This is a genomic window from Lysobacter sp. SCRH-1R, from assembly GCF_057747855.1.
This window is the reverse complement of record NZ_CM173227.1, coordinates 3625442-3651275: the sequence shown is the minus strand read 5'-3', so window position 1 is coordinate 3651275 and position 25834 is coordinate 3625442. Positions and strand designations below refer to the sequence as shown.

The following is a 25834-nucleotide window of genomic DNA, read 5'->3' as shown; positions in this document are numbered from 1 at the left end:
AGGGGTCGCCCGCTGCAAACAGAAAAATCCTACTGAGCCTGATCGGGCACAGACATCCTACGAAGCAGATAGGGACGCATCGCGCCGTGAAAATTACGCGCCTCAAGGTAGAGAACTTCAGGTCTATCAAGGCACTTGATATGCCGTTGTCTTCCACGACGGTTCTCATTGGTCAAAACAATGCTGGTAAAACCGCCATTCTTGAGGCGCTGAGAATTGCGCTGACCCGTAGGTGGGGGCAGAGAGGAACTGGTTTCACTGAGTACGACATTCACCTTGAGAGTGACGGGAGTGATCCGAAACTTGCGCCGCCTATCAAGATTGAGATCGAGCTTTCGGAACAAACAGCGGGCGAATGGGACCAGGAGCTGCATGACGAACTTGCAGACATAGTCCAGATCGACCCTACGTCAGGTGCAGCAACAATCATCTTGAGGGTAACGTGCGCCTGGGACTCGGTATCCGAGAGCTACAATCCGAAGTGGGAATTTCTAGGATCTACTCGGGTTCCGCTCACTGGCAAGGGTGCTCGGCTCGTCAATATGAGCCGGTTCTTCGAGTTCATCCCTGTCTTCTACCTCGACGCCCTACGCGATGCGAGCGATGAGTTCGCCGCGCGGTCCCAGTTCTGGGGGAGACTGCTCCGGTCGATAAACATCCCCACGAAACTGTCGCAGCGCGCGGAAAAGATATTCGACGTATTGAATCGAAGGTTTCTTGCCGCGGATCCCATGGTAGGGCGCGTATCCGACACCTTGAAAGGTGTCAGAGAGATAGCCACCGATGACGAGCCAGGTGATGTCGCGATTCGCGTTGTGCCATTCAGGACGTGGGACTTGGTGTCAAGGTCGCAGGTCATTCTAAAGAACTCAAGTTCGCATCCCTGGCTTCCACTTGGTCAACACGGGCGTGGGGTGCAGAGTCTCTCGGTGATCTTCGTCTTTCATGCGTTTGTTTCGGAGCTCCTAAAGGGGCTGTATCGACAGGGGTCGGAGGCATTTCTTGAGCTTGAAGAGCCCGAGACGCATCTTCATCCGCAGGCTGCCAGAAGTCTTTGGCGCCATGTGAAGGATCTTCCTGGGCAAAAGCTTGTTACGACGCATTCGCCATATTTCGTTCAGCACGTGCCGTTCAGAGATCTACGATTAGTTCGAGTGGACGCTGGAGGGACAACATTTAGCTCTCTTCCGGACAAGTTCGAAACGAATATTCCGTTCATAGCGCCGCTCAGTGCCTTTGCAGCTAGTCGCGCCGGAGCAGTTTCGTATGACGCCGGTACTGGGCGCATATCCGTCCACGGGAAGCTTGAGGAGAATGATTACCGTGCGCTGGTGGCGCTCTACGGCACCCATGCAGACAAGGCGGACATCATTGCGCGTCTTAAGGACCTCAAGCAGCGGTCTGAGAAGTACGTTTCAGATGCGGTGCTAGCCAACCTTCAAGAGTGGGCTAGGCGGATTAGGGGTGAGATCTTCTTCGCTCGGCGGTGGTTGTTGGTGGAAGGTCAGAGTGAGTACCTTTTGGCGCATGCCATCGGCGATGCGCTCGGATACTCACTGGACGCAAACGGCGTAGCCGTCGTTGATTGTCAGAACAACGGGAACCCTCCTTCATTTGCGATGTTGGCAAGGGGATTGGACATTCCGTGGTGTGCGGTGTTCGACAATGACAGCGAGGGTCGGAAGTTCAAGGATTCGATCAAGGGCTGCGGGTTTGAGCAGGCGGAGGTGGACGAGCGCTGCCGCCTCCACGCTGCTGGAGACCTTGAGCAGCAGATGGCTGCAGGCATGGGAGAGGCGATGGTGCGTGAGGTGGCTGCCGAGATTGGAGTGTCCAGTGCAGCGACTTGCCCTTATGCAGATCTCATTTCGGCGGTGAAGAAGAGAAAGGTAGAGTTCTCCGTCGCGCTTTCCAGGAGACTCGAGGCAGACGCAACGCTAGTTGAAAAGATGCCGCCCGAGCTAGTTGCGGCAATTCGCGGAATGCGAGGTCTTAAATGAGTATGGATGCCTACGAACAGCAGTTTGAGCAACTCAAGTCTGCCCAGCGCCTTGCGGTGAACTGGGGCGAAGGACCAATGCTCGTTCTGGCTGGACCCGGGTCCGGAAAGACCAAGGTCCTCACTTCTCGAATTGCTCGACTCCTATTGGAGTCGAGAGGCGAGAGCTTCCGGGTACTGGCACTCACCTTCACGAACAAGGCTGCAGATGAGATGCAGACCCGTGCTCAGTCGCTCTGTGACCTGGTTGAAGATCGTGCTGCTATTGGTACGTTCCACTCGTTCTGCATGCAGATGCTGCAGCAGCATGGTTCTCATATCGGCGTGATGCCAGACTTCGCAATCTATTCGCAAGACGATGATCGTCGTGAATTGCTTCGAGAAGGACTGAGGAGAAAGCAGATTGGTTCGGAGAGCCAAGCGCTTGACCGCTACCTTAGGCTCATAGATAAGTTGAAGGGGTTGCTGATCGAGCCGGGAGAGGCGCAGGCAAAGTTCCGCGACCAAGTTGAAGGAAAGAACGTAGCGGAAGCTTATGCGGCGTACGAGGAGCAGCTGGCGCGTTCTAATGCGCTAGATTTCAATTCGTTGATAATGCGCGCGTATCAATTGATCAGTAAGTTCGACGGTATCGCTCAGCGTTACAGGAAGACTTACCGCTATTGGCTGCTCGACGAGTTTCAAGACACGAACAAGGCGCAGTACCGATTTCTTCAGGCATTGGCTGGCGCGTCGTTCAAGAACATATTCGCTGTCGCTGATGATGATCAGATCATCTATCAGTGGAACGGTGCCAGCTCCGCTCAAATGCAGAAGTTCAGGGACGACTTCCATCCCGAGTTGGTTCAGCTTCCGACGAACTTTAGATGTCCAGCGCCGATCGTCAACGCTGCTAACAACCTGGTGCGCCATAACCTATCTCGGACGCCCGAGAAGCTGCCTCTGGAGGCAGGGAAGTTGGAGACTGTGATCCCAACGGATAGTTCGATTCTATTGGGTTCGTACGCGGTCGATAGCGAAGAAGCGCAAGCCGTGGCTGCGATGATCGCTTCTCGTGAGCAGAGTACGTGGGCTGAGACGGTCGTTTTGGCAAGGAACAAGGCGCTACTTGAGAAGATCAAAATAGCGATGGTCCAAGCCGGAGTTCGCGTGTCGCTCGCTCAGAGGCGTGATGACTTCGTGAGCCCGCAGTTCCGGTGGCTGCACGCTCTTCTACGGCAAGTGGTGCGTCCGCAAGATGCTCGGAACTTCATTGCACTTGTAGAAGCCTTCAATAGATGGGTGGGAATAGAAGACTCTGCGGATCTTCTCATCGCTCAAGCAGAGGGGTCGGGGCGATCCCTCCTTGATGAATGGTTATACGCGAAGGTTTCAGACTCTAGCTTTTCCCGTCCTGATGTCGCGTCGGTGGTCGCTCGCTTCCTTCAAGTGCCCACTGCTTACGTGGAGACTATTAAGTCCTCAATTGAATGCTTTGCCATTGGTGAGGTCGAGGCGGACAGCGATCTTGGTGAGGATGCGCGTGCCTGGCAGTACCTGGAGCGCTCCATCGCCCAAAGCTATGGTAGGAGTCTGCCTTTAGATCAGTTTCTACAGTACATGGCGCTGCAATCTAAAGAACCGCCGGTTGCAGACCGGACAGTCACTCTGATGACAATCCACGCGGCAAAAGGCAAGGAGTTCGACTACGTCTACCTCCTCGGGCTGGCAGAAGAAGTTCTGCCATCGTTCCAAGCGCTCAAGGCGGGCGAAGCCTCGGCGGAGCTGGAGGAGGAGCGACGCAACTGTTTTGTCGCGATTACACGAGCGAAAGAGCAGCTGATCCTTACGTGGGCGCGCAAGTACAACGGATGGAACAAGCGACCGTCCCGGTTTCTTGCGGAAATGGGGTTCCCTCCGCCCAACTAGCCTGCACGCCCCCAATTTCACGGAGACGTGTGCTCCGCTATGGGTTGCCGAACAGTATCGCTTCCATCTTGGGTTTAAGAGCAGAGGCGATCTGAACCGAGCGACGAGGTGCAATTTCTTCCAGAGTGGCTTGTGATGTCCGAAGCCGCTTGTCGCATTCCGACACAGCATCTGTCGTCGTCAACGATCCAAGTAGCGTCTTCAACTTTGCAGTGGACTCCCCGCCGAAGCGTTCAGCGAACGCCTCTTGTAGCGCCTTAGTGAATGCTCCCTTTCTGGTCACTGCGGATGCCATTGACCAAAACTCGAAGTCGTCGGCTGCCTCTGCAATACGTTCAAGAATGGGCTTGTCCAGGTAGCGCTCTAAGTCGTGGGTGATTCTTGAGTTGATGTCATCGATCTGGCTCTGCTCAATGGGTGCCTTGTCCCTTTGAAATGCGCCATTCATGGAAAACCAAAGGATCGCCCTGCATCGAATGACGAAGGAGGGGTGGGTTGTCATTGCCCCCTGAAGACTCTGGGATCCGCTCTCCATCGATCTAATTTGAGAGACGAAGCCCGCTATATCCAGAATGAGGTGCTTCTCAGATAGCCCGGACATCGTCTTCATCATCGCTGAAAGTGCTGCAGGCAGCGATCGACAGGCTAGTAGCCCTACGCGATCAACCGAAAGTTCCCTGCGGCGTGAGACCAGCAGCTCCTCAAGATCTCCTTCTGCTGGCTTTCGGCGATCCCAGAGGTGGCGGAGCAGAAAGTGTCCGAGTTCATGCCCAATCACGAACATGAGCTCATCTTCACTTAGTGCTTCGACCAGGGAGGACGAAAGCCGCACAATGCAGCTGTCAAGATCCGTGAGATGACATTCAGCTTGGAAGTAAGGGGATGCATACACGAACGTTTGAACGTTCTGTGGTGGCATTCCTAGGCGATCGCAGACGGTTCCCACCAGCGCTGCAATTCGCGGGAGCACTTCAGGTTGGACCAAAAGGTCGTTCAACAAGAAGGCATTGATCAATCCAGACCGAGCAGGTGCGCTCGGTCGAGAAGGCTCTTCGTCGCCAGGAAATCGAAGAGTCTGGATTGTCCCGTTGAACGCGTTCACGTCACTGGTACTTCTTTCGAGCATCAGAGATCAGGTTTAGCATTCGCTGGGCGTTCTCTCGCTCCGCCATATCCGTAAGTGACGTAAGGCGATTGTTCCACTTCTGGAACTGCTCTCGCAGATGCTTCTTAATAGCGTCGTTGCTCCAAGACTGGTCTATCCCGAGAAGGTCCTCAAGTTCGGAAGACGAGTTAACCTTGGCTTCGACACCTACAAGGCTGCGATCTGCAATCCGCTGAACCTCTTCAGTGTCAACGTTCAGGGCTGCGGCGATTTTCTTCGCAAGCGCTAGTTCATTGGCGTTGACTTCCCCGTCCGCTCCGACGATGGCGAAAAGGAGATCAACGCACTCGGTGTTGTTGGCTGTCGATCCTTTCTCAGAGAGGATGCTTGTGAGTTCGGAATAGGAGAGCGTTCCGCTAGATGCCTGATGGAATCCATCCTTGAACGCTGAGTTGAGGTCAGCCTTCCACGATTCTCGCGATTGCTGATCAATGGTGGCGAGCTTCCTTTGCATCCAGTTTTGAATTGCCAGCGCTTCCTGCTCGTGCAGTGTGCCGTCCGCCATTGCCACCGACACAGCCAACTTTACTGACGCCTTCGCTGCCTCTCTGTTGCCCTCAAGCTCGTCCAGATAGCCTGCTTCATTGAACTTGAGGCTGAACTCGTGTGCGCCAGTCCAGAGCAGCTTTGCGTTGTCGTCATGAAAACCATTGGTAATTACGGGCGGCTCATTCAGATCGATAAGGCGAACGAATGCGGCAAGCTTCCTGGTGCCGGTTCGCGGTGGCTGTAACAGATCAGGAATAACGACGCCTACCCTTACCCATCGGGTGAATCCATAGTTTTCTTGGATTACGCCGACTTCAGTTGTGTTCTGGTAACAGAAGGTCTCGTCTTCTTGAAACTGGTGAACCGTAGAAATGACGGACTTCCACTTCCCATCGCCCTCCGTCTTGTCGAAGACCGAAGTGATGAAGGCTCCCTTCCTTGCGACGCTGGTGGGAAACAGCCCTTTTACTTCGAGTTCGATGACTTTGAACTTGGCGCCATCCTCACCTACGTCTTTTTCAACCCCGCGGAGCTGCATGGGTCCCATTCCATGCAACTCAAGGTCAAAATTCTCCTTGAATGTGCCTTTGCCAAAAGCCGCCTTGGCAGAGGACTTGAGTGCTACAGCGCCGTAGGAAAGGGCAAGTCGGAAGAGGACAATGCCGCCAAAAACTAAAATAATGGTAAAGATCCCTTCCATCACTCCACCAAGAATTTGTCGATGTTGATAGTGGCGTCGGCTTTGGCGTCCGGGCGGAGATCAACGATCACCTCCTTCTTGGTGCCAACGTCAACAAACTTGCAAGTCATCACATTGTTGGCGTCAAAGCCAAACGTGACCTGTATCTCTTGACCGGCAGGGCGCCCAGGTGGAAGCGCTAGGTCTCCCTCCCAAATTGTCTTGACGAATCGAGGGTCACTCTCAACGGCGACGGACTGTGTCACGACGCAACAAACAGATTCCTGACCGTCTGCGACTGTGTAGAACGGCTCCGTTACCGAGCAAGGAATCCTTTCGTTCTTCTGGATGAGTACAGAGTTTGTAGTCACGCGCTTCGCGCGGCTGTCGTCGTAGTTTGCTACGAGTGTGCCGAAACAGAAGTTTGTGATTTCACTAAACTTGATAGCGCTGACCGCTGCTTGTTGAGCGCTCGAGAGGTGCTTTCGGTCGCTCTTGTATGCCGCGTACAAAGAAGCGCCGAGTGCGACTACTTCGTCCACATTGACTGTCGATGTCGGCTCCTGCGCAAAAACCCGCTTCACGCTTTCCATGACCGCAGGGACTCTCGTGCTTCCGCCAACTAGGAAGACGCCGCTAAGCCCGCCTGGAGCCACCCCAGCTTCATCCATGGCGGATTCGCAGAGCATTTCGGCTTGTGCGATCAGGCTAGAAATTGCTGTTTCAAATTCTTGACGCTGGATCTGAATGACCTGTTGCGCAACGCGCGTTACTACCTGTTCGCGCTTGGAAAGGGACTTCTTGTCCTCTTCCGCGTTGTTTTTGGAGTAATCAGCGGGGTGCAGGATCTTCCCGGTCTGAACCCGGTATTTGTCAGAGACGATCTTTTGGAGGGCGCCGTCGAAGTCATCGCCCCCGAGCTTAGAGACGCCATGCGACGCTAGGACTTCGATCTCTTGTCCATTTACTTTAATGATGGATACATCGAAGGTGCCGCCACCGAAGTCGTACACAGCGTACGTGCCGCGTAGATCGTGTCCGATCTTGAAAGCATAGTAGAGTGCTGCAGCAGTAGGTTCGTTGATGATGAACCTAACGTTGAGTCCAGCCTCTTTCGCAGCTTGAAGAGTTGCCTCACGCGCTTCATTTGAGAAGTTTGCGGGAATGGTCACCACTGCTTCTGCGATCGAGCCAATAGCGCTCTCGGTGTCATTCTTTAACTTCTTCAGTACCGCAGTGCTTAGATCAGTTGGGCTAAGTTGATTGCCATTCAATCGATAGTGGGTACCGGTGCCCATGTCACGCTTGAATCGCGCGCCCACGCTGTCAGGACTTATTCCCCACTGCCGGCGAGCATCTTCCCCGACAATCATTTGCGCGCCATCAACCAGGACGCACGAAGGAGTGATGTTCTCGCCGTCTCGGTTGTGAACAATCACGGGGCGACCGGTGTCATCCAGCATCGAAACCGCAGAGAACGTGGTTCCGAGATCAATTCCTACATAACTAGGCATTAGCGTCCTCCAGTGGTGCATAAACTTCGACTCGTGCGGGAATGACGATCACGTCATCTCCATTTGCTGCGCGAACGCTATAGCCGGGGGAAGCGACACTTCTGATCGTAAAGAACAAGTCTTTGTCACTGACGTGGGTCAGTATGGGTTGGTCGTCGACACCCTTTTCGGTTCGATAGTCAGATCCGATTCGTGGGTGGAATGGTTCAACGCCGCACTCGTCGAGTGCGTCTCGCATCATCAGGCGCGCTTGTGTCAGAGCAGCGTGTGTATCAATGGTCGGGTCATTTAGTACCTCGTCCACCCTTGCGAATCGAACCAAGAACTTCCTGAAGATCTGAAGCTCCCAGCCTTGCTCAGCGCGCTTAAGTTGCTGGTCGCGTTGGTCCAGCGCGCGCTGGAGGGTCAAGAAGGTTTGTGACATCTCGACAAAAGCAACCTGGAGGCTGGCTTTGCTCTCCCGTACGTCATGCGTATTGCTATTTGTTGCCCGGATGACGCTTTCGAGCACGTCTTCAACTTGACCTGTCCACTTGTGGAAGTTCTCTGGCGTAACCAAGTGAGGGCTGAGCAGTAGTTCGTCGCGCCTCTTCTTCAATGCCGCGAGAATTAGCGCGGCGAGGGCGACGATGAGGAGCGAAGCAATGGCGAACCGAACGTTACTGGAGTCGAACACCGATCCATTGTTCGATTGCTTCGACGGCTGTCCGTTGGTGCGTGGAGCCGCTGGAGCTACGGTGTTGCCGACAGGCGTCGGCAGTGGGCTACTACTCAGCGCGGTCGCAGTAGTTGGGCGACTAACTGAGAAGTAGATGTAACCAGCGAGCGACGCAGCGAGTAGAGCGGCAATAGCTGCCGCTATTCTTATGTTTAGTTTCATCAAGTCCCCCTACTTGAGTCTTGAACTTAGCAGGTCCTTCGCCGTGCGGGCAAAGCTCCACCCTTGGTCTACAGGGAGCCTGATGGGGGGGGGGGCGGGTAACTTGGGGGGGGCGCCTAGTAAAGGACGCTGTAGCGCGCTTTACGGGCTGTAAAGGTTACAGCGCAAAACTTTACTTTTAGCCAAGTCACATTCAAGCTCAGTCCCTATGGGCTGTTCCATTTGGAACGCCGTTTAGGGGGCTGGGGCATGGCGGTTTACGGGTACGTGCGCGTCTCGACGCTGACGCAGGCTAGGGAGGGCGAGAGCCTTGAGGCTCAGTCCCGACAAATACAGGCTTACGCTGTCTCCAAGGGCTTGCAGCTGTCCGAGGGGGACGTTTTCGTCGAGGCGGGCGTCAGCGGAGGCGTGGAGTTTCAAGAGCGCCCGGAAGGTGGGCGGCTCTATCAGCTCGTTCAGAAGGGCGACCTGATCATCTTCCCTAAGCTTGACCGGGCGTTCCGAAACACCCGTAACGCGCTTAACGTCCTGCACGACCTGAAGGAGCGCGGGGTCCATATCCATTTCATTGACCTGGGCGGCGACGTCACCGGAAACGGCGTGGGCGCCATCGTCTTCACGATCCTCTCCGCGTTTGCCACCTTCGAGAAGGAGCGGATTGCCACCCGCATCCGCGAGGTGAAGCAGATCAAGAAGGCGCAGGGGAAGTTCACTGGGGGGCGGCGAGCATTCGGCTATGAGGTGGTTGATCTCGTCAAAGTCCCTAAGCCGGACGAGCAGAAGATCATTGCCGAGATGCGGTCGCTTCGTAAGAAGGGCACGAGCTACCGTGGAATCGAGAAGTGGCTGATCGAGAAGAAGAAGCTCAACATCTCGGCAATGGGTATCAGGCACATCCTCAATGAAGCCAACTGAGCCGGCTCCTGTTCTTCATATCTATACCCGCGTCTCAACAACGGCGCAGGAAGAGCAGGGTACGTCCCTAAGTTCGCAAGAGAAGCTCGGGCGCGAGCGCGCCAAGGCGCTCGGCTTTGACGCCAGGCTTTGGAACGAAGGTGGCAAGAGTTCGAACCACGAGGAAATCGCGGGGCGACCAGTGCTGCAAGCGCTGGTCAACGAGATTGCAAGCGGCGGTGCGAAGCACGTGTTCGTCTACGACCAGTCGCGTCTATCCAGAAACGACAACGTCGCATCTGCCATTCGCTATCAGTGCAAGAAGAACGGCGTAACCCTCTATACGAAGGACGGTAAGTACGACTTCACGAATGCTTCGGACACCTTCTGAAGCAGGTGCTAGACGCGATGGCGGAGTTCGACAACGCCGGTAGAGCGGAGCGCACGCGGCTCGGTAAGCTGCAGCGGGTTAAGCAGCATCAGTGGCATGGCGGTCCACCGCCTTTCGGCTATCACCTCGATAGCAAGAAGTTGGTGGTGGAGAAGAGTGAGGCTGCCAAGGTCAAGGAGATCTATCAGCGCTACGCATCTGGCGAGTCAACTCACGCCATCAAGAAGTTCCTGGACAAGAGTGGAGTGCTTCCGCGACGAGGCGGCGCATGGACTCTAGGATCCATACTGAAAATCCTAGAGAACACTCACTACGTCGGCTACTACACCTATCGCGACAAGAAGTCGGACGAGCATGTCCGCGTTGAGTGCAGTCCGATCGTGCCTGCTGCTATCTGGCAGGCAGCCCAGGAGAAGCGAAAAGCCACCCTAGAGCGTAAGGGGCAAGCCAACCGAACAAAGCACTTCTACCTCCTGCGTGATCTGATGTATTGCGGGTTCTGCAACGCTCCGTTAGGCGCGCGAACCAAGCCAGCTAAGAACGAACACTTCTATTACTGCCCGACGAAGGAACGCAACTGGCGGAACGGCGTCGAGCCGAAGGTCAAGCACTCCAAGAAGGATGGGTGCGGGTTCTCGCGGTCAATGAACATCGACCAGGCGGATGCGCTGGTTTGGGGCGTGGTCGTGGACATCCACGCCAAGTCGAGCTTGCTTAAGGAAGAGGTGAAGAAGCGGCTCGTTGGCGAAATCGTCTCTCCAGATTCGGGTTACGAAGCCACTCAGAAGAAGAACGAGAAGAGCATCAAGCTGGCTGAGAAGGAGCTTCAGCGGGCAGACGAGGCGATCACCGAGTTAGAAGTCGAGCACAGACTTGGGCAGACGGACGCCAAGCGTTATCCGCAAATCATGAAGAGGCTACGAGAGCAGCGGACCGCCATCGAGGCTCGAATCGAGACTCTCCGCGAAGGCGTAAAGAACCAAGCCCAAGAGCGAAAGTGGGTGGACTGGATCAAGGCGTTCGGCGATGAGGTCAAGCTCAAGTCGAAGATGACGCCGGAGGAGCGAAAGGCTTACCTCCGGGGAATGATTGAACGAATCGACGTCAAGTTCCTGGGGGACACCAAAGAGCACCAGCTGGAGATCCGCTTCATCAAGCCCATAGTGGGTGATGGGCTCATCCCGCAGAAGCCCAGGGGCTACAAGGTGAAGAAGGGATCTGCCAGTAAGCGCGTAGCGCTCCCAATGCGGGGTCCGCCGGGAAAACGGTTGACCCCCGTTGGAAACAATTCCATTACGGTGGAGTAATTCCCCGGGCACGTTCGGTCGTTGTGTGTAGAAGTAAAAAAGTCCTATCTCAAGTAATAAAGTGCTATTTCAGGTAATAAAGCTCTATTCCGATCGATTAACGTTCTGTCCCCCGGGGCCAGATAGCGCCCAGCTGTTGATTGTGTCCTGATGGTTTTAAGGAGCGGCCACAATGAATCGTGGCCTCTTGGATTGGCCTGCGGCGTCGTCATCCGTGCCGCGATGATCGGGGGTATGCGCGCAACTCGGGTCAATCCTTGGACGTCGAGCTGTGTGTGGGACCGCAAGCGCTAATCATGTTGGGCTCAAGAATCTTCCGCGGCGAAAGCAAGATCTTGTTCGCGCATCCTCCCGGGCCTGGCGCTGCTACATTCAATGGATGAGCCGACCCGAACTTCAGCGCATCGCAAAGAACTTGGGGCTGCCCGCCACCGGGCCAACAGATCGGCTTTGTTCGGCTGGTGGCTGCCTTCAGGCGGGATCCGGCAAGTTGGAGCTTCAGCGACTTCCTTCTGATCCTGCCGCACCTGTCTGTCCATCAGGGCGGCCACACGCTCGGTTTCTGGAGCAACAAGAACGGCCAGGACCGCATGAACGACGGCGGCGAAATGGCGACCGAACTGGGCCTGCTCTCCACGCTCAACCTGGTCGGCGCGAGCGGCACCGCATTCGATCCGCTCAACTACGACGGCTTCCGCGCCTGGCTGCTGGGCGGCAACTCGGTCAACATGGCCTACATGCTCTCGGTGCAACTGGCCGCGATGACGTTGAACGTCGAAGCCGGCTTCGTCGACGGCGATGCCTACTTCCTGCCCTGCAAGTGCACCATCAACGAGCTGATGGACGATGCCAATGCGTCGCTGGGGCTATACCCCAACACGCCTTCCGGCCATTCGCAGCGCGATGAGCAGGCCACGCTGAAGACCTGGCTCGACCAGCTCAACAACGGCGCGAACATCATCCCGGTCACGCCGTGCACGCGCACGTTCTACTGACCCGACCTCACGGAGCCGCGACGCATCGTCTCCGTGCGTCGCGCGCTCCGGGCCGGGAAGACGGCTGCCACTCCTGTCGCGGTGATCGCTCGCACCGGGCGGCTCCCCCGTGCGTTGCCGAGTGAGCCCACCGCTGGCGCTCGGGTTCAGGAACATCGCGCCCGCGCGCCATCACATCCCAGCGAACGGCCCGACTCCGCACAGTGGCTCGATCCTGTCCGCGCGCCGGCGAACCGAGCGCACAGTTCCATCCGCGCCCGGCCGTGGAGGGCGCCCCTATAGCCCGTTCGTCACTTGACGGCCCCCGAGCCCCCCACCCACAGTCGGTGCGATTTTGTCTCGATCGCCTGCCCGCCCGCCGTTCCGGCGTCCGCGGGCCCACTCCGGGGGTACTACAACAGTGGATAGACGTTCCTTCCTCACCATGTCCGGCATCGGTGCCGCCGGGCTGATGTTGCCGTTCGGCCGCGCCATCGCCGCCGAAGAGCTGCTCACCACCCTCGACGTGGCCAAGAAGAAGCAGCTGGCCGACGCCGCGCTGCAGGCCGCCACGTCCGCGGGCGCCAGCTATTCCGACGTCCGCATCGGCCGTTACCTGCGCCAGTTCGTCATCACGCGCGAGGACAAGGTCCAGAACGTCGTGAACACCGAATCCACCGGCATCGGCGTGCGCGTGCTGGTCAACGGCGCCTGGGGCTTCGCCGCCACCAACGCACTGAACACGCAGGGCGTGGTGAAGGCCGCGCAGCAGGCCGCAGCGATCGCCAAGGCCAACGCGAAGATGCAGACCACGCCGGTCCAGCTGGCCAAGGCGCCTGGCGTGGGCGAGGTGTCGTGGAAGACGCCGATCAAGAAGAACGCGATGGAAGTGCCGCTGAAAGACAAGGCCGACCTGCTGCTGGGCGTGAACGCCGCGGCGATCAACGCCGGCGCCAACTTCGTCAACTCGATGCTGTTCCTTGTCAACGAGCAGAAGTACTTCGCGTCCACCGACGGCAGCTACATCGACCAGGACGTGCACCGCATCTGGGCGCCGATGACCGTCACCGCCATCGACCAGGCCACCGGCAAGTTCCGCACGCGCGACGGCCTGTCCTCGCCGATGGGCCTGGGGTTCGAATACCTGGACGGCGCATCGTCGGGCAAGGTCATCTCGCCGAACGGCGTGGTGAACTACGGCCTGTCGTACGACATGAAGGAAGACGCCATCGCCGCCGCAAAGCAGGCGAAGGCCAAGCTGAAGGCGCCGTCGGTCAAGCCCGGCAAGTACGACCTCGTGCTCGATCCGTCGCACACCTGGCTCACCATCCACGAGTCGGTCGGCCATCCGCTCGAACTCGACCGCGTGCTCGGCTACGAAGCCAACTACGCCGGCACCAGCTTCGCCACGCTGGACAAGCAGAAGGAGCGCTTCCAGTACGGCAGCGGCATCGTCAACATCTTCGCCGACAAGATCCAGCCGGGCAGCCTCGGCGCCGTCGGTTACGACGACGAAGGCGTGAAGACCAAGAAGTGGGACCTCATCAGCGACGGCAAGCTGGTCGACTACCAGACCATCCGCGACCAGGCCCACATCCTCGGCAAGACCGAATCCGACGGCTGCTGCTACGCCGACTCGTGGTCGAGCGTGCAGTTCCAGCGCATGGCCAACGTGTCGCTGGCGCCGGGCAAGAACAAGCTGTCGGTCGCCGACATGATCAAGGACGTCGAGAACGGCATCTACATCATCGGCGACGGCTCGTTCTCCATCGACCAGCAGCGTTACAACGCGCAGTTCGGCGGCCAGCTGTTCTACGAGATCAAGAACGGCAAGATCACCCAGCAGATCGAGGACGTCGCCTACCAGATCCGCACGCCGGAATTCTGGAACGCCTGCGCCGCCGTCTGCGACGAAAGCGACTATCGCCTCGGCGGTTCGTTCTTCGACGGCAAGGGCCAGCCGGGCCAGGTCTCGGCGGTCTCGCACGGTTCGAGCACGGCGCGCTTCAACGGCATCAACGTCATCAACACCGCCCGCAGCCTCGGCTGATCGCGCGCTGGAGAACTGAATAAATGAGCATCTTCACCGAAGAACAGTCCAAGGCCATCCTGGACAAGGTCATCAAGCTGTCCAAGGCCGACCAGATCAGCGCGACGCTGTCGGGCTCGGTCGACGGCAACATCCGTTTCGCGCTGAACAACATCTCCACCAGCGGCATCGTCGACAACACCGAACTCGCGGTCGAAGTCGCCTTCGGCAATCGCGTGGGCACCGCGACCATCAACGAGTTCGACGACGCCTCGCTCGAACGCGTCGTGCGCCGCGCCGAGGACCTCGCGCGCCTGGCGCCGGAAAACCCGGAGTTCATGCCGGCGATCGAGAAGCAGACCTACAAGCCGAGCCCGACCTTCAGCGAATCCACCGCGGGCATCACGCCGGAATACCGCGCCAAGGTGGCGGCCGATTCCATCGGCCCGTGCAAGGGCGAGAAGCTGATCGCCGCGGGCTTTCTGGAAGACGGCCAGAACTTCGTGGCCATCGCCAACTCCAACGGCAACTTCGCCTACCAGCGCGGCGCGAACTTCAACTACACCTGCACCGTGCGCACCGAAGACGGCCGCGGTTCGGGCTGGGTCGGTCGCAACCTCAAGGACGCGTCCGACTTCAAGGCCGACGCCGACATCCGCACCGCCATGCGCAAGGCCACCGAATCGGCCGAAGCCAAGGCGCTGGAGCCGGGCAAGTACACCGTGATCCTGGAACCGGCTGCGGCCGCGGGCCTGATCTCGTTCATGATGAATTTCTTCGACGCGCGCCAGGCCGATGAAGGCCGCAGCTTCCTGTCGAAGAAGGGCGGCGGCAACAAGCTTGGCGAGCAGGTCTACGACTCGCGCGTGAACATCAGCGCCGACCCGTGGGATCCGCGCGCGCCGGTGCTGCCGTGGGATTCCGAAGGCCTGCCGCGCGAGAAGATGAACATCGTCGAGAACGGCAAGGTCGTCGCGCTCAACTACTCGCGCTACTGGGCCAAGAAGCAGGGCAAGCGCGCCGTGGGCGAGCCGGGCAACCTGCTGGTCGCCGGCGGCGACAAGTCCACGGCCGACCTGGTGCGCGGCACGCAGAAGGGCATCCTCGTCACGCGCACCTGGTACATCCGCATGGTCGATCCGCAGACCGTGCTGCTGACCGGCCTCACGCGCGACGGCACCTTCTACATCGAGAACGGCCAGATCAAGCACCCGGTGAAGAACTTCCGCTTCAACGAGTCGCCGGTGATCATGCTCAACAACATCGAGGAACTCGGCCGTCCGGTGCGCGTGGCCGGCGACGAATCCTCGTTCGTGATGATGATCCCGCCGATGAAGCTGCGCGATTTCACCTTCACCTCGCTTTCCGACGCGGTGTGACGGGGAAGTTCGATCGTGCAACGTCGTGATTTCCTCAGCTTTACCGGTTTGACCACGGCAGGCGCGCTGCTCCCGTTCGGGCGCAGCGTTGCTGCGGAAGCGCTGCTGGAACCGGTCGATCATGCGCGTCGTCGGCAGCTCGCCGACGCCGCGCTCGCTACGGCCCGTGCTGGCGGCGCGCAGTATTCCGACGTGCGCATCGGCCGTTACCTGCGCCAGTCGGTCATCACCCGCGAAGCGCGCGTGGAGAACGTCGTCAACGCCGAGTCTTCCGGCGTCGGCGTGCGCGTGCTCGCCGACGGCGCGTGGGGTTTCGCCGCCACGCACGTGCAGACGCCGGAAGCCGTCGCGCAGGCGACGCGCACCGCGTTGTCGATCGCGAAGGCCAACGCGCGCAACCAGACGCGCAAGGTCGAACTGGCGCCCACGCCCGCATTGGGCGAGGTGCGCTGGGCCACGCCTATCCGCAAGAACGGCATGGAAGTGCCGATCAAGGACAAGGTCGACCTGCTGCTGTCGGTCAATGCCGCGGCGATGAAGGCCGGCGCGGATTTCTTCAACTCCACGCTGTTCCTCATCAACGAACAGAAGTACTTCGCGTCCACCGATGGCAGCTACGTCGGCCAGGACATCCACCGCATCTGGCTGCCGGTGACGGCCACCGCGGTGGACAAGGCGAGCGGCAAGTTCCGCACGCGCAATGGCCTGTCCGCACCGATGGGCATGGGCTACGAATACCTGGACGGCGCGGCGGCCGGCAAGCGCGCGCTGCCCGGCGGCATCACCGCATACGCCACCAGCTACGACGTGGTGGAAGACGCGGTGCAGGCCGCGCGTGACGCACGCGCGAAGCTCAAGGCACCGTCGGTGAAGCCGGGCAAGTACGACCTGGTCATCGACCCGACGAACCTGTTCCTCACCATCCACGAGAACGTCGGCCATCCGCTCGAACTCGACCGCGTGCTCGGCTACGAAGCCAATTACGCCGGCACCAGCTTCGCCACGCTCGACAAGCGCGACGCGGGCTACAAGTGGGGCAGCGACATCGTCAACTTCGTCGCCGACAAGACGCGTCCGGGCAGCCTCGGCGCGGTCGGTTACGACGACGAAGGCGTGAAGACGAAGCAGTGGGACCTGGTGCGCGATGGTGTACTCGTCGATTACCAGGCCACGCGCGATGAAGCGCACATCCTCGGCCACACCGAATCGCACGGTTGCAGCTACGCCGATTCGTGGTCGAGCGTGCAGTTCCAGCGCATGGCGAACGTTTCGCTGATGCCGGGCAAGACGCCGCTCAGCGTCGCCGACATGGTCAAGGACGTCGAAAACGGCCTGTATGTGCACGGCCGCGGGTCGTATTCCATCGACCAGCAGCGCTACAACGCGCAGTTCGGCGGCCAGCTGTTCTACGAGATCAGGAACGGCAAGGTCACCGGCCTGGTTGAAGACGCCGCGTACCAGATCCGCACGCCGGAATTCTGGAACGCGTGCGTGGCGATCTGCGACGAGCGCGACTTCCGCCTCAACGGTTCGTTCTTCGACGGCAAGGGCCAGCCGAGCCAGGTCTCGGCGGTGTCGCACGGCGCGGCTACGGCGCGGTTCAACGGAATCAACGTCATCAATACCGCGCGGTCGATATGAACCGCGCGCAGTTCCTCCGCCTGATGCTGGGAAGCGCGGCAGCCGCGATGCTGCCGCCTCTCGCGCAGGCGGCGGCTGCGGATTACGACTTCTGGCTGACGCGGTTGAAGTACGACTCCGGCGACTGGGACGTCGACCAGCGGATGCCGGCGAACCTGATCACCTCGCTGATCGACTACACCCACCTGCGCGTGGACCCGAAGGAGCACGTGCTGGCGCTGGCCGATCCGAAGATGCTCACGGCGCCCTTCTGCTACCTCGCCGGCCACAAGCTGGTGGACTTCAATCCGGCCGAGCGGCGCAACTTCGAGCGTTACGTGCGCAACGGCGGCTTCGTCTTCGTGGACGACTGCAACCACGACATCGACGGATTGTTCGCCAAGTCGTTCGAGGAACAGATGGCGAAGATCTTCGGCCCGAAGGCGCTGAAGAAGCTGCCGAACAACCACGCGCTGTACCGCAGCTTCTTCGAGTTCAAGGACGGCCCGCCGGCCACCACGTTCGAACTCAACGGCTGGGGCGACGACCTGGTGCACGACTATCTGAAGGCCATCGAGATCGACGGCCGCCTGGGCGTGCTCTACAGCAACAAGGATTACGGCTGCGAGTGGGATTACGACTGGCGCAACAAGCGTTTCCTCGCCGAGGACAACACGAAGTTCGCCGTCAACATCGTGATGTATGCGTTGAGCAGTTGATGCCCCAGGGTCGTCATCCCCGCGAAAGCGGGGATCCAGCGACTTCAGGGCGGACGACGAAGGCACTGGATTCCCGCGTGCGCGGGAATGACGAGCAAGAGCGAACACGGACTCCACACATGAACCACACCCTCACCGAAGCGCAACTCAAGACCCAGCTCGAACGCCTCGGCACGCTGCGCAACGCCATCGCGCAGGCGATCGTCGGACAGGAATCCGTCGTCGAGCAGTTGCTCATCGGCCTGCTCGCCGGTGGCCACTGCCTGCTCGAAGGCGTTCCGGGCCTGGGCAAGACGCTGCTGGTGCGCTCGCTCGGACAGGCGCTGGAACTGCAGTTCCGCCGCGTCCAGTTCACGCCCGACCTGATGCCCAGCGACATCCTCGGCACGGAACTGCTGGAAGAAGACCACGGCACCGGCCATCGCCATTTCCGCTTCCAGCCGGGCCCGATCTTCACCAACCTGCTGCTCGCCGACGAACTCAATCGCACTCCGCCGAAGACGCAGGCCGCGCTGCTGGAAGCGATGCAGGAACGCACCGTCAGCTATGCCGGCGTGACGCACACGCTGCCGGCGCCGTTCTTCGTGCTGGCGACGCAGAACCCGATCGAACAGGCCGGCACGTATCCGCTGCCCGAAGCGCAGCTGGACCGCTTCCTGCTGCACATCCGCGTGGATTACCCGACCGAGCGCGAGGAGCGCGACATCCTCGCGCAGACCACCGGCACGCACAGCGCGCACGTGCCCAGCGTGATGCACGGCGAGGAAGTGCTCGCGCTGCAGGCGCTGGTGCGCGAGGTGCATTTCGGCGACGACCTGCTCGCGTGGGTCACGCGCCTGGTGCGCGCCACGCGCCCCGGCGCCGACGTTCCCGACGAAGTGAAGCAGTGGGTGAAGTGGGGCGCCGGTCCGCGCGCGGGCCAGTCGCTGGTCCTCGCCGCGAAGGCGCGTGCGCTGCTGCACGGCCGCCTCGCCGCGACGCGCGAGGACATCGCCGCGCTCGCCGCGCCGGTGATGCGCCATCGCCTGCTGTTGTCGTTCGCCGCGGAAGCCGAGCAGAAGAGCGCCGACGACGTGATCGCCGCGCTGCTGCGCGCGGTGCCGTTCACCGGCTGATCGCCACGTTCCGATGAACGCGCCCGGTACCCGCATCGCCGACTTCATCCCGCCCGCCGTGCGCGCGCGGCTGAAGGACCTGCGCCTGACCTCGCGACGCGCGGTCGGGCTGCAGGGGCTCGGGCTGCATCACAGCCGCAGTCGCGGCGCGGGACTGGAATTCGCGCAGTACCGCGCGTACGAGCCGGGCGACGAACTGCGCCAGATCGACTGGAAGCTCTACGCGCGCTCGGATCGCTTCTTCGTTCGCGAAGCCGAACGCGAAAGTCCGCTTGCCGCGTGGTTGCTGATCGACGCGAGCGCGTCGATGGCGCAGGAAGACAAGGCGCGGCCGGGCTGGTCGCGGCTTTCGGCCGCAAAAGGATTGGCTGCCTGCGTCGCCGAACTCGCGCTACGACAGGGCGATCGCTTCGGCCTGGTCGCGTTGCGCGACGACGGCGTGCGCCTGCTCGCGCCCGGCGCGGGGCTGCGCCAGCGCGACCGTTTCCTGCTCGAACTGCACGGGCTTGAGGCACGCGGGCAGTGGCCATCGCCGGAGAAGCTGCGCCCGCTGTGGGAACGCATCGGCGCGGGCGATCTGGTGGTGCTGCTCAGCGACGGCTTCGACGAAGGCGCCATCGACGTGATGACGCGCCTTGCGGCGGCACGTCGCGAAGTGTTGACCGTGCGCATCCTCACCGCCGAGGAGCGCGACTTCCCCTTCAGCGGCGGCCATCGCTTCCACGACCCGGAAACGGGCGAGGAACTGCTTGGCGACGGTGCGGCGATGCGCGCGGAGTTCCTCGCGCGCTTCACGCAGGCGCGGCGTGAACTCGATGCGCGGCTGGATTCCAGCGGCATCCGCCATGCCGAATACGTGCTCGACCAGCCGCTCGACCTGCCGCTGCGGCGGCTGTTCGGCGCGCGCGACGCCGCGGAGTACGCGTGAGCCTCGCGTTCCTGATTCCCGCCGCGCTGGCCGCACTGGGCGCACTGCTGATCCCGCTGGCGATCCACCTGGCGCGGCGCAGCGAGCAGCGCCCGACCGCGTTCGCCGCGCTGCGCTGGCTGCGGCAGAAACCCAAGCCCCGTCATCGCATCCGCTTCGACGAATGGCCGCTGCTGATCGTGCGCCTGCTGCTGGTCGCGCTGATGGCGCTGCTGCTCGCGCGTCCCGTGCTTCACGGCGGTGAATCGCATGCACCGTACGTCGCCGTGACGCCGGGCGTCGATCTGGCAAAAGCGCGAGCGGCGTTCGATTCGCCGCAGGCGCGTTGGCATTGGCTGGCGCTGGGTTTTCCGGAAGTAGAGGCGATGCCGGATGCGGCCCACGCATCGCTTCCGAGCCTGTTGCGCGAGCTCGATGCGAACCTGCCGGAAGAGGTCGCGCTGACCGTGTTCGTGCCGGAGCGCATCGATCATGCCGATGGCCGGCGCATCGTGCTGTCGCGAAAGATCGACTGGCGCGTCGTGCCGGGTGCGATGCCGGCGGAAGTGGCGCAGAAGGCACCTGCCGCTCCGACATTGATTGTGCGCCATGCGCCCGATCGTGCGGCCGCCGCGCGTTACCTGCGCGCCGCTTCGCTCGCGTGGCAGCCGGCCAACGTGAACGCGAAGGTGGATATCGCGCCTATCGGACAGCCCTTGCCTGCCAACGCCGAGCAGCTCGCGTGGCTCTCGGCGGGCGATGTTCCGACGAATGTCCGCGACTGGGCGCGCAATGGCGGCACGCTGCTGCTGGACGTCGGTGCGCACCTTCCCTTGACCGCAGAAGTGCCCGCATGGGCAACGTTGTGGCGCGACGAAGCCGGTTCGGCCCTCATCGAAGGCGCCGCCTACGGTCACGGCCGTGTGCTGCGCTTTACGCGCACGCTCACTCCGCAGGCGATGCCGCAGCTGCTCGACGCCACGTTCCCGCAGTACCTGCGCGACGCGCTCGAACCGCCGCCTGCATCGCCGTCGCGCGCTCTTTCCGGTGAACATGATCCGCTGACGGGCGGAACGACGTTCCCGATCTCGCCGCGCGATCTCCAGCCATGGCTGGCGTTGCTCATCGCGCTGGTCTTCCTGCTCGAACGCTGGCTCGCGACGTCGTCGCGACGCGCGGTGGCGCCATGAACGCGACCACGCTGCTGCGCCAGACCTTGCAGCACGCCCGCACGCGCGTCGCGCTCGACGCCATCGCGCGCACGCTGCCTTGGGCCTTCGCCGTCGCAGCCATCGCTTGGCGATGGCAAGGCGTCGGCATCGCCGTCGCGTCGTTCCTCATCACGGCCGCCGTCGTCGTGGCGTTCGCAATGCATCGCGCGCGCAAGCTCGACACGCATTGGCTCGTACAGCGCCTGGACGCGACGCGCCCGGACATGGAAGACAGCACGGACCTGCTGTTCGCGCACGAAGCGTCGCTGACGACGCTCGAACGCCTCCAGCGTGCTCGCCTGATCGACCGTCTTGAGCGCGGCGCGGCGCCGGAGCTCCGTCCGCGCTGGTCGACGCGCGCGATCGTGCTTTCAGTGGCGATCGCCGCCATCGTGTTCGCCGCCGCGCTGTTATGGCCGAATCGCCCCGCGCAGGCCTTCGACGACGTCGTCGCGCAGCTCAGTGGCGAAGCCGCCAGGCCGACGCACACGCGCATCGTCGAACAGAACCTGCGCGTCGCGCCGCCCGCCTACACGCGGCAGGCCGCGCGCGACGAACCTTCGCTCGACACGCGCGCGCCGCTGGGCACGAAGCTTGCGTGGACGCTGCGCCTTGCGCCGCAGCCCGCTGCCGCCGAACTGGTCTTCCACGACGGCCGCCGCGTCGCGCTGCGTCGCGATGGCGAGATCTGGCGCGGCGAGCACGTGCTCACGCGCTCGGCGCTGTATCGACTGAGCCTGAAGGATGCGCCGCCGCTGCGCGACGCGAAGCCGCATCGCCTGGATGCCGTCGCCGACCGCCCGCCGCAGGTGCGCGTGCTCGAACCCGATCGCAGCCTCAGCCTCGCCACCGCGAACCAGAAGGCGTGGGCCGTCTCGTTCGAAGCCACCGACGATTACGGCATCGCGAACACCGCGAAGCTGCGCGTCACCCTCGCGCAGGGCAGCGGCGAGAACATCACCTTCCGCGAACAGACGGTCGCGCTGCGTGGCACAGGCAGCGCAACGACCAAGCGCTTCGCGCATTCGCTCGATCTGCGCTCGCTCGGCTTCGCGGTGGGCGACGACCTGATCGCGCAGCTGGAAGTGGAAGACAACCGCACGCCATCGCCGCAGAACGCGCGCAGCGCGAGCCTGATCCTGCGCTGGCCGTCGGATCTGGGCACCGAAACCAGCGACATGGAAGGCATGGTGCGCAAGGTGATGCCGACGTACTTCCGCAGCCAGCGGCAGATCATCATCGATGCCGAAGCGCTGCTGAAGGAGAAGCGCCGGCTCGATGCCACCGAATACCTGCGCCGCAGCGACGCGATCGGTGTCGACCAGCGCATCCTGCGCCTGCGTTACGGCCAGTTCCTCGGCGAAGAGGCCGAAGGTGCGCCGAAGCCGCCGCCGACGTCGGACGATGTTTCTGCGGTCACCGAGTCGCAGACCGAGGCCACAGACGAGCACGAACACGCCGACGAGCCCGCCGACGATCATGCGCACGACGAACCCGCGACGCCCGCGACGTTCGGCCAGGAAGGCGCGGTGCTCGAGGAATACGGCCACACGCACGACCACGCCGAAGCCGCGACGCTGCTCGATCCGGAAACGCGCGCCACGCTGAAACTCGCGCTCGACGCGATGTGGCAGTCGGAAGGTCATCTGCGCCAGGGGCATCCGGACCAGGCGTTGCCCTACGCATACACCGCGCTCAAGCACATCAAGCAGGTGCAGCAGGCCAGCCGCATCTACCTCGCGCGCGTGGGCCCGGAGCTTCCGCCGATCGACGAATCGCGTCGCATGACCGGCGACCGCGCGGGCATCGCGCGTCGCGGCGATGCACTGGTCGCGGCGACGCCGCCGGATCCGGCGCTCCTGCAGCTGTGGCAGGCGCTGGACGAGGCGCACGTCGATGACGGTGTCGCGCGCGACATCGACTTTGCCTCGCTCGACCGCTGGCTGCGTGCCAACGAATCGCGTGTGGCCGATCCGCTGTCGCTGATCGCCGCGATCGATGCGCTGCGCGCCGAGCCGGCGTGCGTGCCGTGCCGCCGCGAGTTGCGCGCGCAGCTGTGGCCGCTGCTGCCGCGTCCGCCGACCACCGTTCCGCGTCGCGATGACGGCGATGCCGCAGGTCGTCGATACCTGGATGCGCTGCGGCAGGAGAACGCACGATGACGCCGCTGTTCACGCCGACGACGACCGCATGGCTGCTCGCGTTCGCCGCGCTGCTTGCGATCGTGCGTCTGGTGTATCGCCATCTGCGCGCCGGGCCAGCGCAGCGTTCGCACGCCGCGCGCATCGCGGTGTTGCTGGTCGCGCAGCCGGTCTGCGCCGCGCTGTTGTACTTCGCGCTGTGGCCGCCGACCGTACCGGGCCGTGCGGGCACGCTGGTCGTCGCGACGTCCGGCGCGCAGCGCGCGAAGGCCACGGCCGGCGATGCGCTGGTCGCGCTTCCAGAAGCGCCGCAGTGGTCCGACGTCGAGCGCGTACCCGATCTGGCCACGGCATTGCGTCGTCATCCCGGAACGCAGCGCGTGCGCGTGATCGGCGATGGGCTGGACGCGCGCGATCTCGACGCCGCCAACGGCGTCGCCGTCGAGTTCACGCCATCGCCGCTTCCGCGCGGTGTGCTCGAACTGCATTCGCCCGGGCGTATCGCGGCGGGCGACGAGTTCAACGTGGGCGGTCGCGTGGGCGGCGTCGCGAACGGCGCAGCCGAACTGCTCGATCCCGCGCGCCGCCGTGTCGATCGCACGACGCTGGCCCGCGATGGCCGATTCGACCTGTCCGCCACCGCGCGAGGCGAGGGGAGTGCGACGTTCCGCCTGCGCGTGCTTGATGCCGGCCAGCGCGTGATCGAGGAGATCGACGTCCCCCTGCTGGTCGAAACGCCCGTGCCGCCGCGCGTGCTGCTGCTTGCCGGCGCGCCGGGCCCGGAGGTGAAGTATCTGCGTCGCTGGCTGGAAGATGCGGGCTTGCCGTCGCAGGCGCAGGTCGCGGTCGGCGGTGGCGTGCAGCTCGGCGATGCGCCGGTTGCGATCAACGCGGGGACGCTTGCGCGTTTCGACGTCGCGGTCATCGACGAACGCGCGTGGTCGTCGATGGGCGAGGCGCAACGCGGCGACCTCGATGCGGCGGTGCGCGACGGGCTCGGGTTGCTGGTGCGCGTCACCGGTGCGCTGTCGGCGCACGAGCGCGCGCGCTTGCGTGCGCTCGGATTCGCGTTCGATGGCGGTCGCGATTCGACTCCGGTGCGGCTGCCAGCCACCGCGCGCGACGATGCGGCCGAACGCGCGCGCCTCGGCCCTGGTTCGCAGGATGCCCCGCGCTCGCGTGAGGAGCCGCCGCCGGAGCTGCCGGTCCTGGCGCGCCGCGATGCGACGGTGCGTGCGTCCGACGGCGTGCCGCTGCTGCGCGATGCCGACGGTGCGCCGCTTGCCACGTGGCGCGCGCACGGACGCGGACGCGTCGGCGTGTGGCTGGTGACGGACAGCTTCCGCCTGGTGCTCGTGGGACGCGACGACCGGCACGCACAGATGTGGAGCGGTGCGTTCGCGACGCTCGCGCGTGCGCGTCCGCAGACGGCGTTCGACATCGATCGCGATGCGTGGGAAGGACAGCGCATGTCGTTGTGCGGCGTGCAGGAGGGTGCGCGGGTGATCGCGCCCGGCGCCCGCGAACATGGATTGGTGCGCGATCCGGCCGCGCGCGGATGCGCCGCGTTCTGGCCGCGTTCGGCGGGATGGCACCGGCTTCGGTCCGGCGATCGCGAGCAGGCGTTCTTCGTGCGTGCGCGCGATGCCGCGCCGGCACTCAAGGCGCAGGCCACGCGCGAGGCGACGCTGCGGCTCGCCGCTTCCTCATCGGGTGCGACTCCCGCGAGCGGCGCGTTGCAGGCGCCGCGTCGCCCCGGTGCGCGCTGGCCGTGGTGGCTGGGCTGGCTGGTCGCGAGCGCCGCGTTGTGGTGGTTCGAGCGTTCGCGCGTTGGGCGCCGGCTCAGCGCAGTGTGATCGCGCGCGACGGCCGCGTATCCACCTGCAGCGAGTCGCGCAGCAGCTTGAGCGAAGCCGTGCGTCGTCCCGGCGTTTCCGACGCGACGCAATCGGAGGGCACGTGCAGCTTGAAGCCGTGCATGTTGGCGTCGGAGGCGGTGGCCAGCACGCATGCGTCGAGCGCGATGCCGGTGAGGATCAGCGTTTTCGCGTCGAGCTTCCCCAGCAGCATGCGCAGCGGGGTGTCGCGGAAGCCGCTGCGTTCGGGTTTCAGCACGAAGAAGTCGTCTTCTTCCGGACGCAACAGGGTCACCAGTGGCGCGCCGAGCGAGTCCGGCGCGGCGCATCGCGCCACGACCTGCTTGAAATCCGAACGCCACTGGCCGTAGTTGTCGTTGACGTAGATCACCGGCACGCCGCGCGGCTTCAGCCGCTGCTTCAAACTCGCGATGCGGCGCGCGGCCGGCTTCGCGGTGGCGAGCAGCTTTTCGCCCTCGGGGAAATCGAGGGCGTTGATCATGTCGATGATGAGGAGGGCGTGGCCTTTCACGTCGCGCGCGACTGGGGACTGAAGGGTAGGATCGCGATGCGGTCGTGATCGCGGCGTCGCGCGATGGTTGAGGCTGTCTTCCGGTGGGAGAGGTCGCGGGCTGGGAGGTGCGGTGACCTGAACGA

20 protein-coding genes are annotated in these 25834 nt (G+C 62.3%); 15 read left to right on the top strand and 5 right to left on the bottom strand.

The features are described from left to right. Positions 1 to 86 precede the first annotated feature (86 nt). Positions 87 to 2000 carry an ATP-dependent nuclease gene (locus tag AC3ANK_RS16705; RefSeq protein WP_484171549.1) on the top strand — a complete coding sequence of 638 codons (1914 nt, stop codon included), beginning with the start codon at positions 87 to 89 and terminating at the stop codon, positions 1998 to 2000. Next, the gene (locus tag AC3ANK_RS16700) at positions 1997 to 3907 is read left to right on the top strand and encodes an ATP-dependent helicase (protein ID WP_484171548.1); all 1911 of its coding nucleotides are present in this window, start codon (positions 1997 to 1999) and stop codon (positions 3905 to 3907) included. Before AC3ANK_RS16705 ends, AC3ANK_RS16700 begins: the two co-directional genes overlap by 4 nt. A 37-nt stretch (positions 3908 to 3944) precedes the next feature. Here the strand turns inward: AC3ANK_RS16700 and AC3ANK_RS16695 are convergent, their stop codons facing one another. From AC3ANK_RS16695 to AC3ANK_RS16680, 4 genes are read right to left on the bottom strand one after another with little or no spacing between them, the layout of a single operon-like run. After that, on the bottom strand, positions 3945 to 5009 hold the full coding sequence (locus AC3ANK_RS16695; protein WP_484171547.1) for a M48 family metallopeptidase: 1065 nt from the start codon (positions 5007 to 5009) through the stop codon (positions 3945 to 3947). A gap of 1 nt (position 5010) precedes the next feature. Next, a complete protein-coding gene (locus AC3ANK_RS16690; protein ID WP_484171546.1) occupies positions 5011 to 6261 on the bottom strand; it encodes a TerB family tellurite resistance protein in 1251 nt (416 codons plus the stop codon). Next, a complete protein-coding gene (locus tag AC3ANK_RS16685) occupies positions 6261 to 7754 on the bottom strand; it encodes an Hsp70 family protein (protein WP_484171545.1) in 1494 nt (497 codons plus the stop codon). The genes AC3ANK_RS16690 and AC3ANK_RS16685 overlap by 1 nt, the downstream gene beginning before the upstream one ends. Next, positions 7747 to 8430, bottom strand: a complete 684-nt coding sequence (locus tag AC3ANK_RS16680; protein WP_484171544.1) for a hypothetical protein — start codon at positions 8428 to 8430, stop codon at positions 7747 to 7749. Before AC3ANK_RS16680 ends, AC3ANK_RS16685 begins: the two co-directional genes overlap by 8 nt. Positions 8431 to 8883: 453 nt before the next feature. On the opposite strand from AC3ANK_RS16680, the gene AC3ANK_RS16675 reads away from it, so the two are divergent. The 13 genes from AC3ANK_RS16675 (at position 8884) to AC3ANK_RS16615 (ending at position 25177) form a co-directional block, all read left to right on the top strand. After that, positions 8884 to 9549: a recombinase family protein gene (locus tag AC3ANK_RS16675; RefSeq protein ID WP_484171543.1), complete on the top strand. Its 666-nt coding sequence runs from the start codon at positions 8884 to 8886 to the stop codon at positions 9547 to 9549. Next, a complete protein-coding gene (locus tag AC3ANK_RS16670; RefSeq protein ID WP_484171542.1) occupies positions 9536 to 9919 on the top strand; it encodes a recombinase family protein in 384 nt (127 codons plus the stop codon). Before AC3ANK_RS16675 ends, AC3ANK_RS16670 begins: the two co-directional genes overlap by 14 nt. A gap of 17 nt (positions 9920 to 9936) precedes the next feature. Then, positions 9937 to 11226, top strand: a complete 1290-nt coding sequence (locus AC3ANK_RS16665) for a recombinase family protein (RefSeq protein ID WP_484171541.1) — start codon at positions 9937 to 9939, stop codon at positions 11224 to 11226. A gap of 461 nt (positions 11227 to 11687) precedes the next feature. Beyond that, positions 11688 to 12221 carry a hypothetical protein gene (locus AC3ANK_RS16660; protein ID WP_484171540.1) on the top strand — a complete coding sequence of 178 codons (534 nt, stop codon included), beginning with the start codon at positions 11688 to 11690 and terminating at the stop codon, positions 12219 to 12221. Between the two features lie 400 nt (positions 12222 to 12621). Next, positions 12622 to 14250, top strand: a complete 1629-nt coding sequence (locus AC3ANK_RS16655; protein WP_206862257.1) for a metallopeptidase TldD-related protein — start codon at positions 12622 to 12624, stop codon at positions 14248 to 14250. Positions 14251 to 14273: 23 nt separating this feature from the next. Next, positions 14274 to 15608 (top strand): TldD/PmbA family protein, encoded by a 1335-nt coding sequence (locus AC3ANK_RS16650; protein WP_115841874.1) that lies wholly within the window; start codon positions 14274 to 14276, stop codon positions 15606 to 15608. Positions 15609 to 15623: 15 nt separating this feature from the next. Continuing rightward, the gene (locus AC3ANK_RS16645) at positions 15624 to 17249 is read left to right on the top strand and encodes a metallopeptidase TldD-related protein (RefSeq protein ID WP_206862256.1); all 1626 of its coding nucleotides are present in this window, start codon (positions 15624 to 15626) and stop codon (positions 17247 to 17249) included. Next, positions 17246 to 17947, top strand: a complete 702-nt coding sequence (locus tag AC3ANK_RS16640; protein WP_206862255.1) for a DUF4159 domain-containing protein — start codon at positions 17246 to 17248, stop codon at positions 17945 to 17947. Before AC3ANK_RS16645 ends, AC3ANK_RS16640 begins: the two co-directional genes overlap by 4 nt. 119 nt (positions 17948 to 18066) lie before the next feature. Continuing rightward, complete coding sequence (locus AC3ANK_RS16635) at positions 18067 to 19062, top strand: AAA family ATPase (protein WP_206862254.1); 996 nt, start codon at positions 18067 to 18069, stop codon at positions 19060 to 19062. Positions 19063 to 19075: 13 nt separating this feature from the next. Continuing rightward, complete coding sequence (locus AC3ANK_RS16630; protein ID WP_206862253.1) at positions 19076 to 19990, top strand: DUF58 domain-containing protein; 915 nt, start codon at positions 19076 to 19078, stop codon at positions 19988 to 19990. Next, on the top strand, positions 19987 to 21159 hold the full coding sequence (locus AC3ANK_RS16625; protein ID WP_206862252.1) for a BatA domain-containing protein: 1173 nt from the start codon (positions 19987 to 19989) through the stop codon (positions 21157 to 21159). Before AC3ANK_RS16630 ends, AC3ANK_RS16625 begins: the two co-directional genes overlap by 4 nt. Further along, the gene (locus AC3ANK_RS16620) at positions 21156 to 23342 is read left to right on the top strand and encodes a hypothetical protein (RefSeq protein WP_484171539.1); all 2187 of its coding nucleotides are present in this window, start codon (positions 21156 to 21158) and stop codon (positions 23340 to 23342) included. Before AC3ANK_RS16625 ends, AC3ANK_RS16620 begins: the two co-directional genes overlap by 4 nt. Further along, positions 23339 to 25177: a carboxypeptidase regulatory-like domain-containing protein gene (locus AC3ANK_RS16615; RefSeq protein ID WP_484171538.1), complete on the top strand. Its 1839-nt coding sequence runs from the start codon at positions 23339 to 23341 to the stop codon at positions 25175 to 25177. The genes AC3ANK_RS16620 and AC3ANK_RS16615 overlap by 4 nt, the downstream gene beginning before the upstream one ends. Here the strand turns inward: AC3ANK_RS16615 and AC3ANK_RS16610 are convergent. Next, on the bottom strand, positions 25164 to 25709 hold the full coding sequence (locus AC3ANK_RS16610; protein WP_206862249.1) for an isochorismatase family protein: 546 nt from the start codon (positions 25707 to 25709) through the stop codon (positions 25164 to 25166). The two genes, AC3ANK_RS16615 and AC3ANK_RS16610, sit on opposite strands and share 14 nt — an antisense overlap. Between the last annotated feature and the right edge of the window lie 125 nt (positions 25710 to 25834).

Excerpts from the sequence above, each read along its gene's own strand:
- AC3ANK_RS16615 (WP_484171538.1), top strand. The coding sequence starts at position 23,339 with ATGACGCCGCTGTTCACGCCGACGACGACCGCATGGCTGCTCGCGTTC.
- AC3ANK_RS16700 (WP_484171548.1), top strand. The coding sequence starts at position 1,997 with ATGAGTATGGATGCCTACGAACAGCAGTTTGAGCAACTCAAGTCTGCC.
- AC3ANK_RS16670 (WP_484171542.1), top strand. The coding sequence starts at position 9,536 with ATGAAGCCAACTGAGCCGGCTCCTGTTCTTCATATCTATACCCGCGTC.
- AC3ANK_RS16665 (WP_484171541.1), top strand. The coding sequence starts at position 9,937 with ATGGCGGAGTTCGACAACGCCGGTAGAGCGGAGCGCACGCGGCTCGGT.
- AC3ANK_RS16640 (WP_206862255.1), top strand. The coding sequence starts at position 17,246 with ATGAACCGCGCGCAGTTCCTCCGCCTGATGCTGGGAAGCGCGGCAGCC.
- AC3ANK_RS16685 (WP_484171545.1), bottom strand. The coding sequence starts at position 7,754 with ATGCCTAGTTATGTAGGAATTGATCTCGGAACCACGTTCTCTGCGGTT.
- AC3ANK_RS16630 (WP_206862253.1), top strand. The coding sequence starts at position 19,076 with ATGAACGCGCCCGGTACCCGCATCGCCGACTTCATCCCGCCCGCCGTG.
- AC3ANK_RS16675 (WP_484171543.1), top strand. The coding sequence starts at position 8,884 with ATGGCGGTTTACGGGTACGTGCGCGTCTCGACGCTGACGCAGGCTAGG.
- AC3ANK_RS16650 (WP_115841874.1), top strand. The coding sequence starts at position 14,274 with ATGAGCATCTTCACCGAAGAACAGTCCAAGGCCATCCTGGACAAGGTC.
- AC3ANK_RS16690 (WP_484171546.1), bottom strand. The coding sequence starts at position 6,261 with ATGGAAGGGATCTTTACCATTATTTTAGTTTTTGGCGGCATTGTCCTC.
- AC3ANK_RS16635 (WP_206862254.1), top strand. The coding sequence starts at position 18,067 with ATGAACCACACCCTCACCGAAGCGCAACTCAAGACCCAGCTCGAACGC.
- AC3ANK_RS16620 (WP_484171539.1), top strand. The coding sequence starts at position 21,156 with ATGAACGCGACCACGCTGCTGCGCCAGACCTTGCAGCACGCCCGCACG.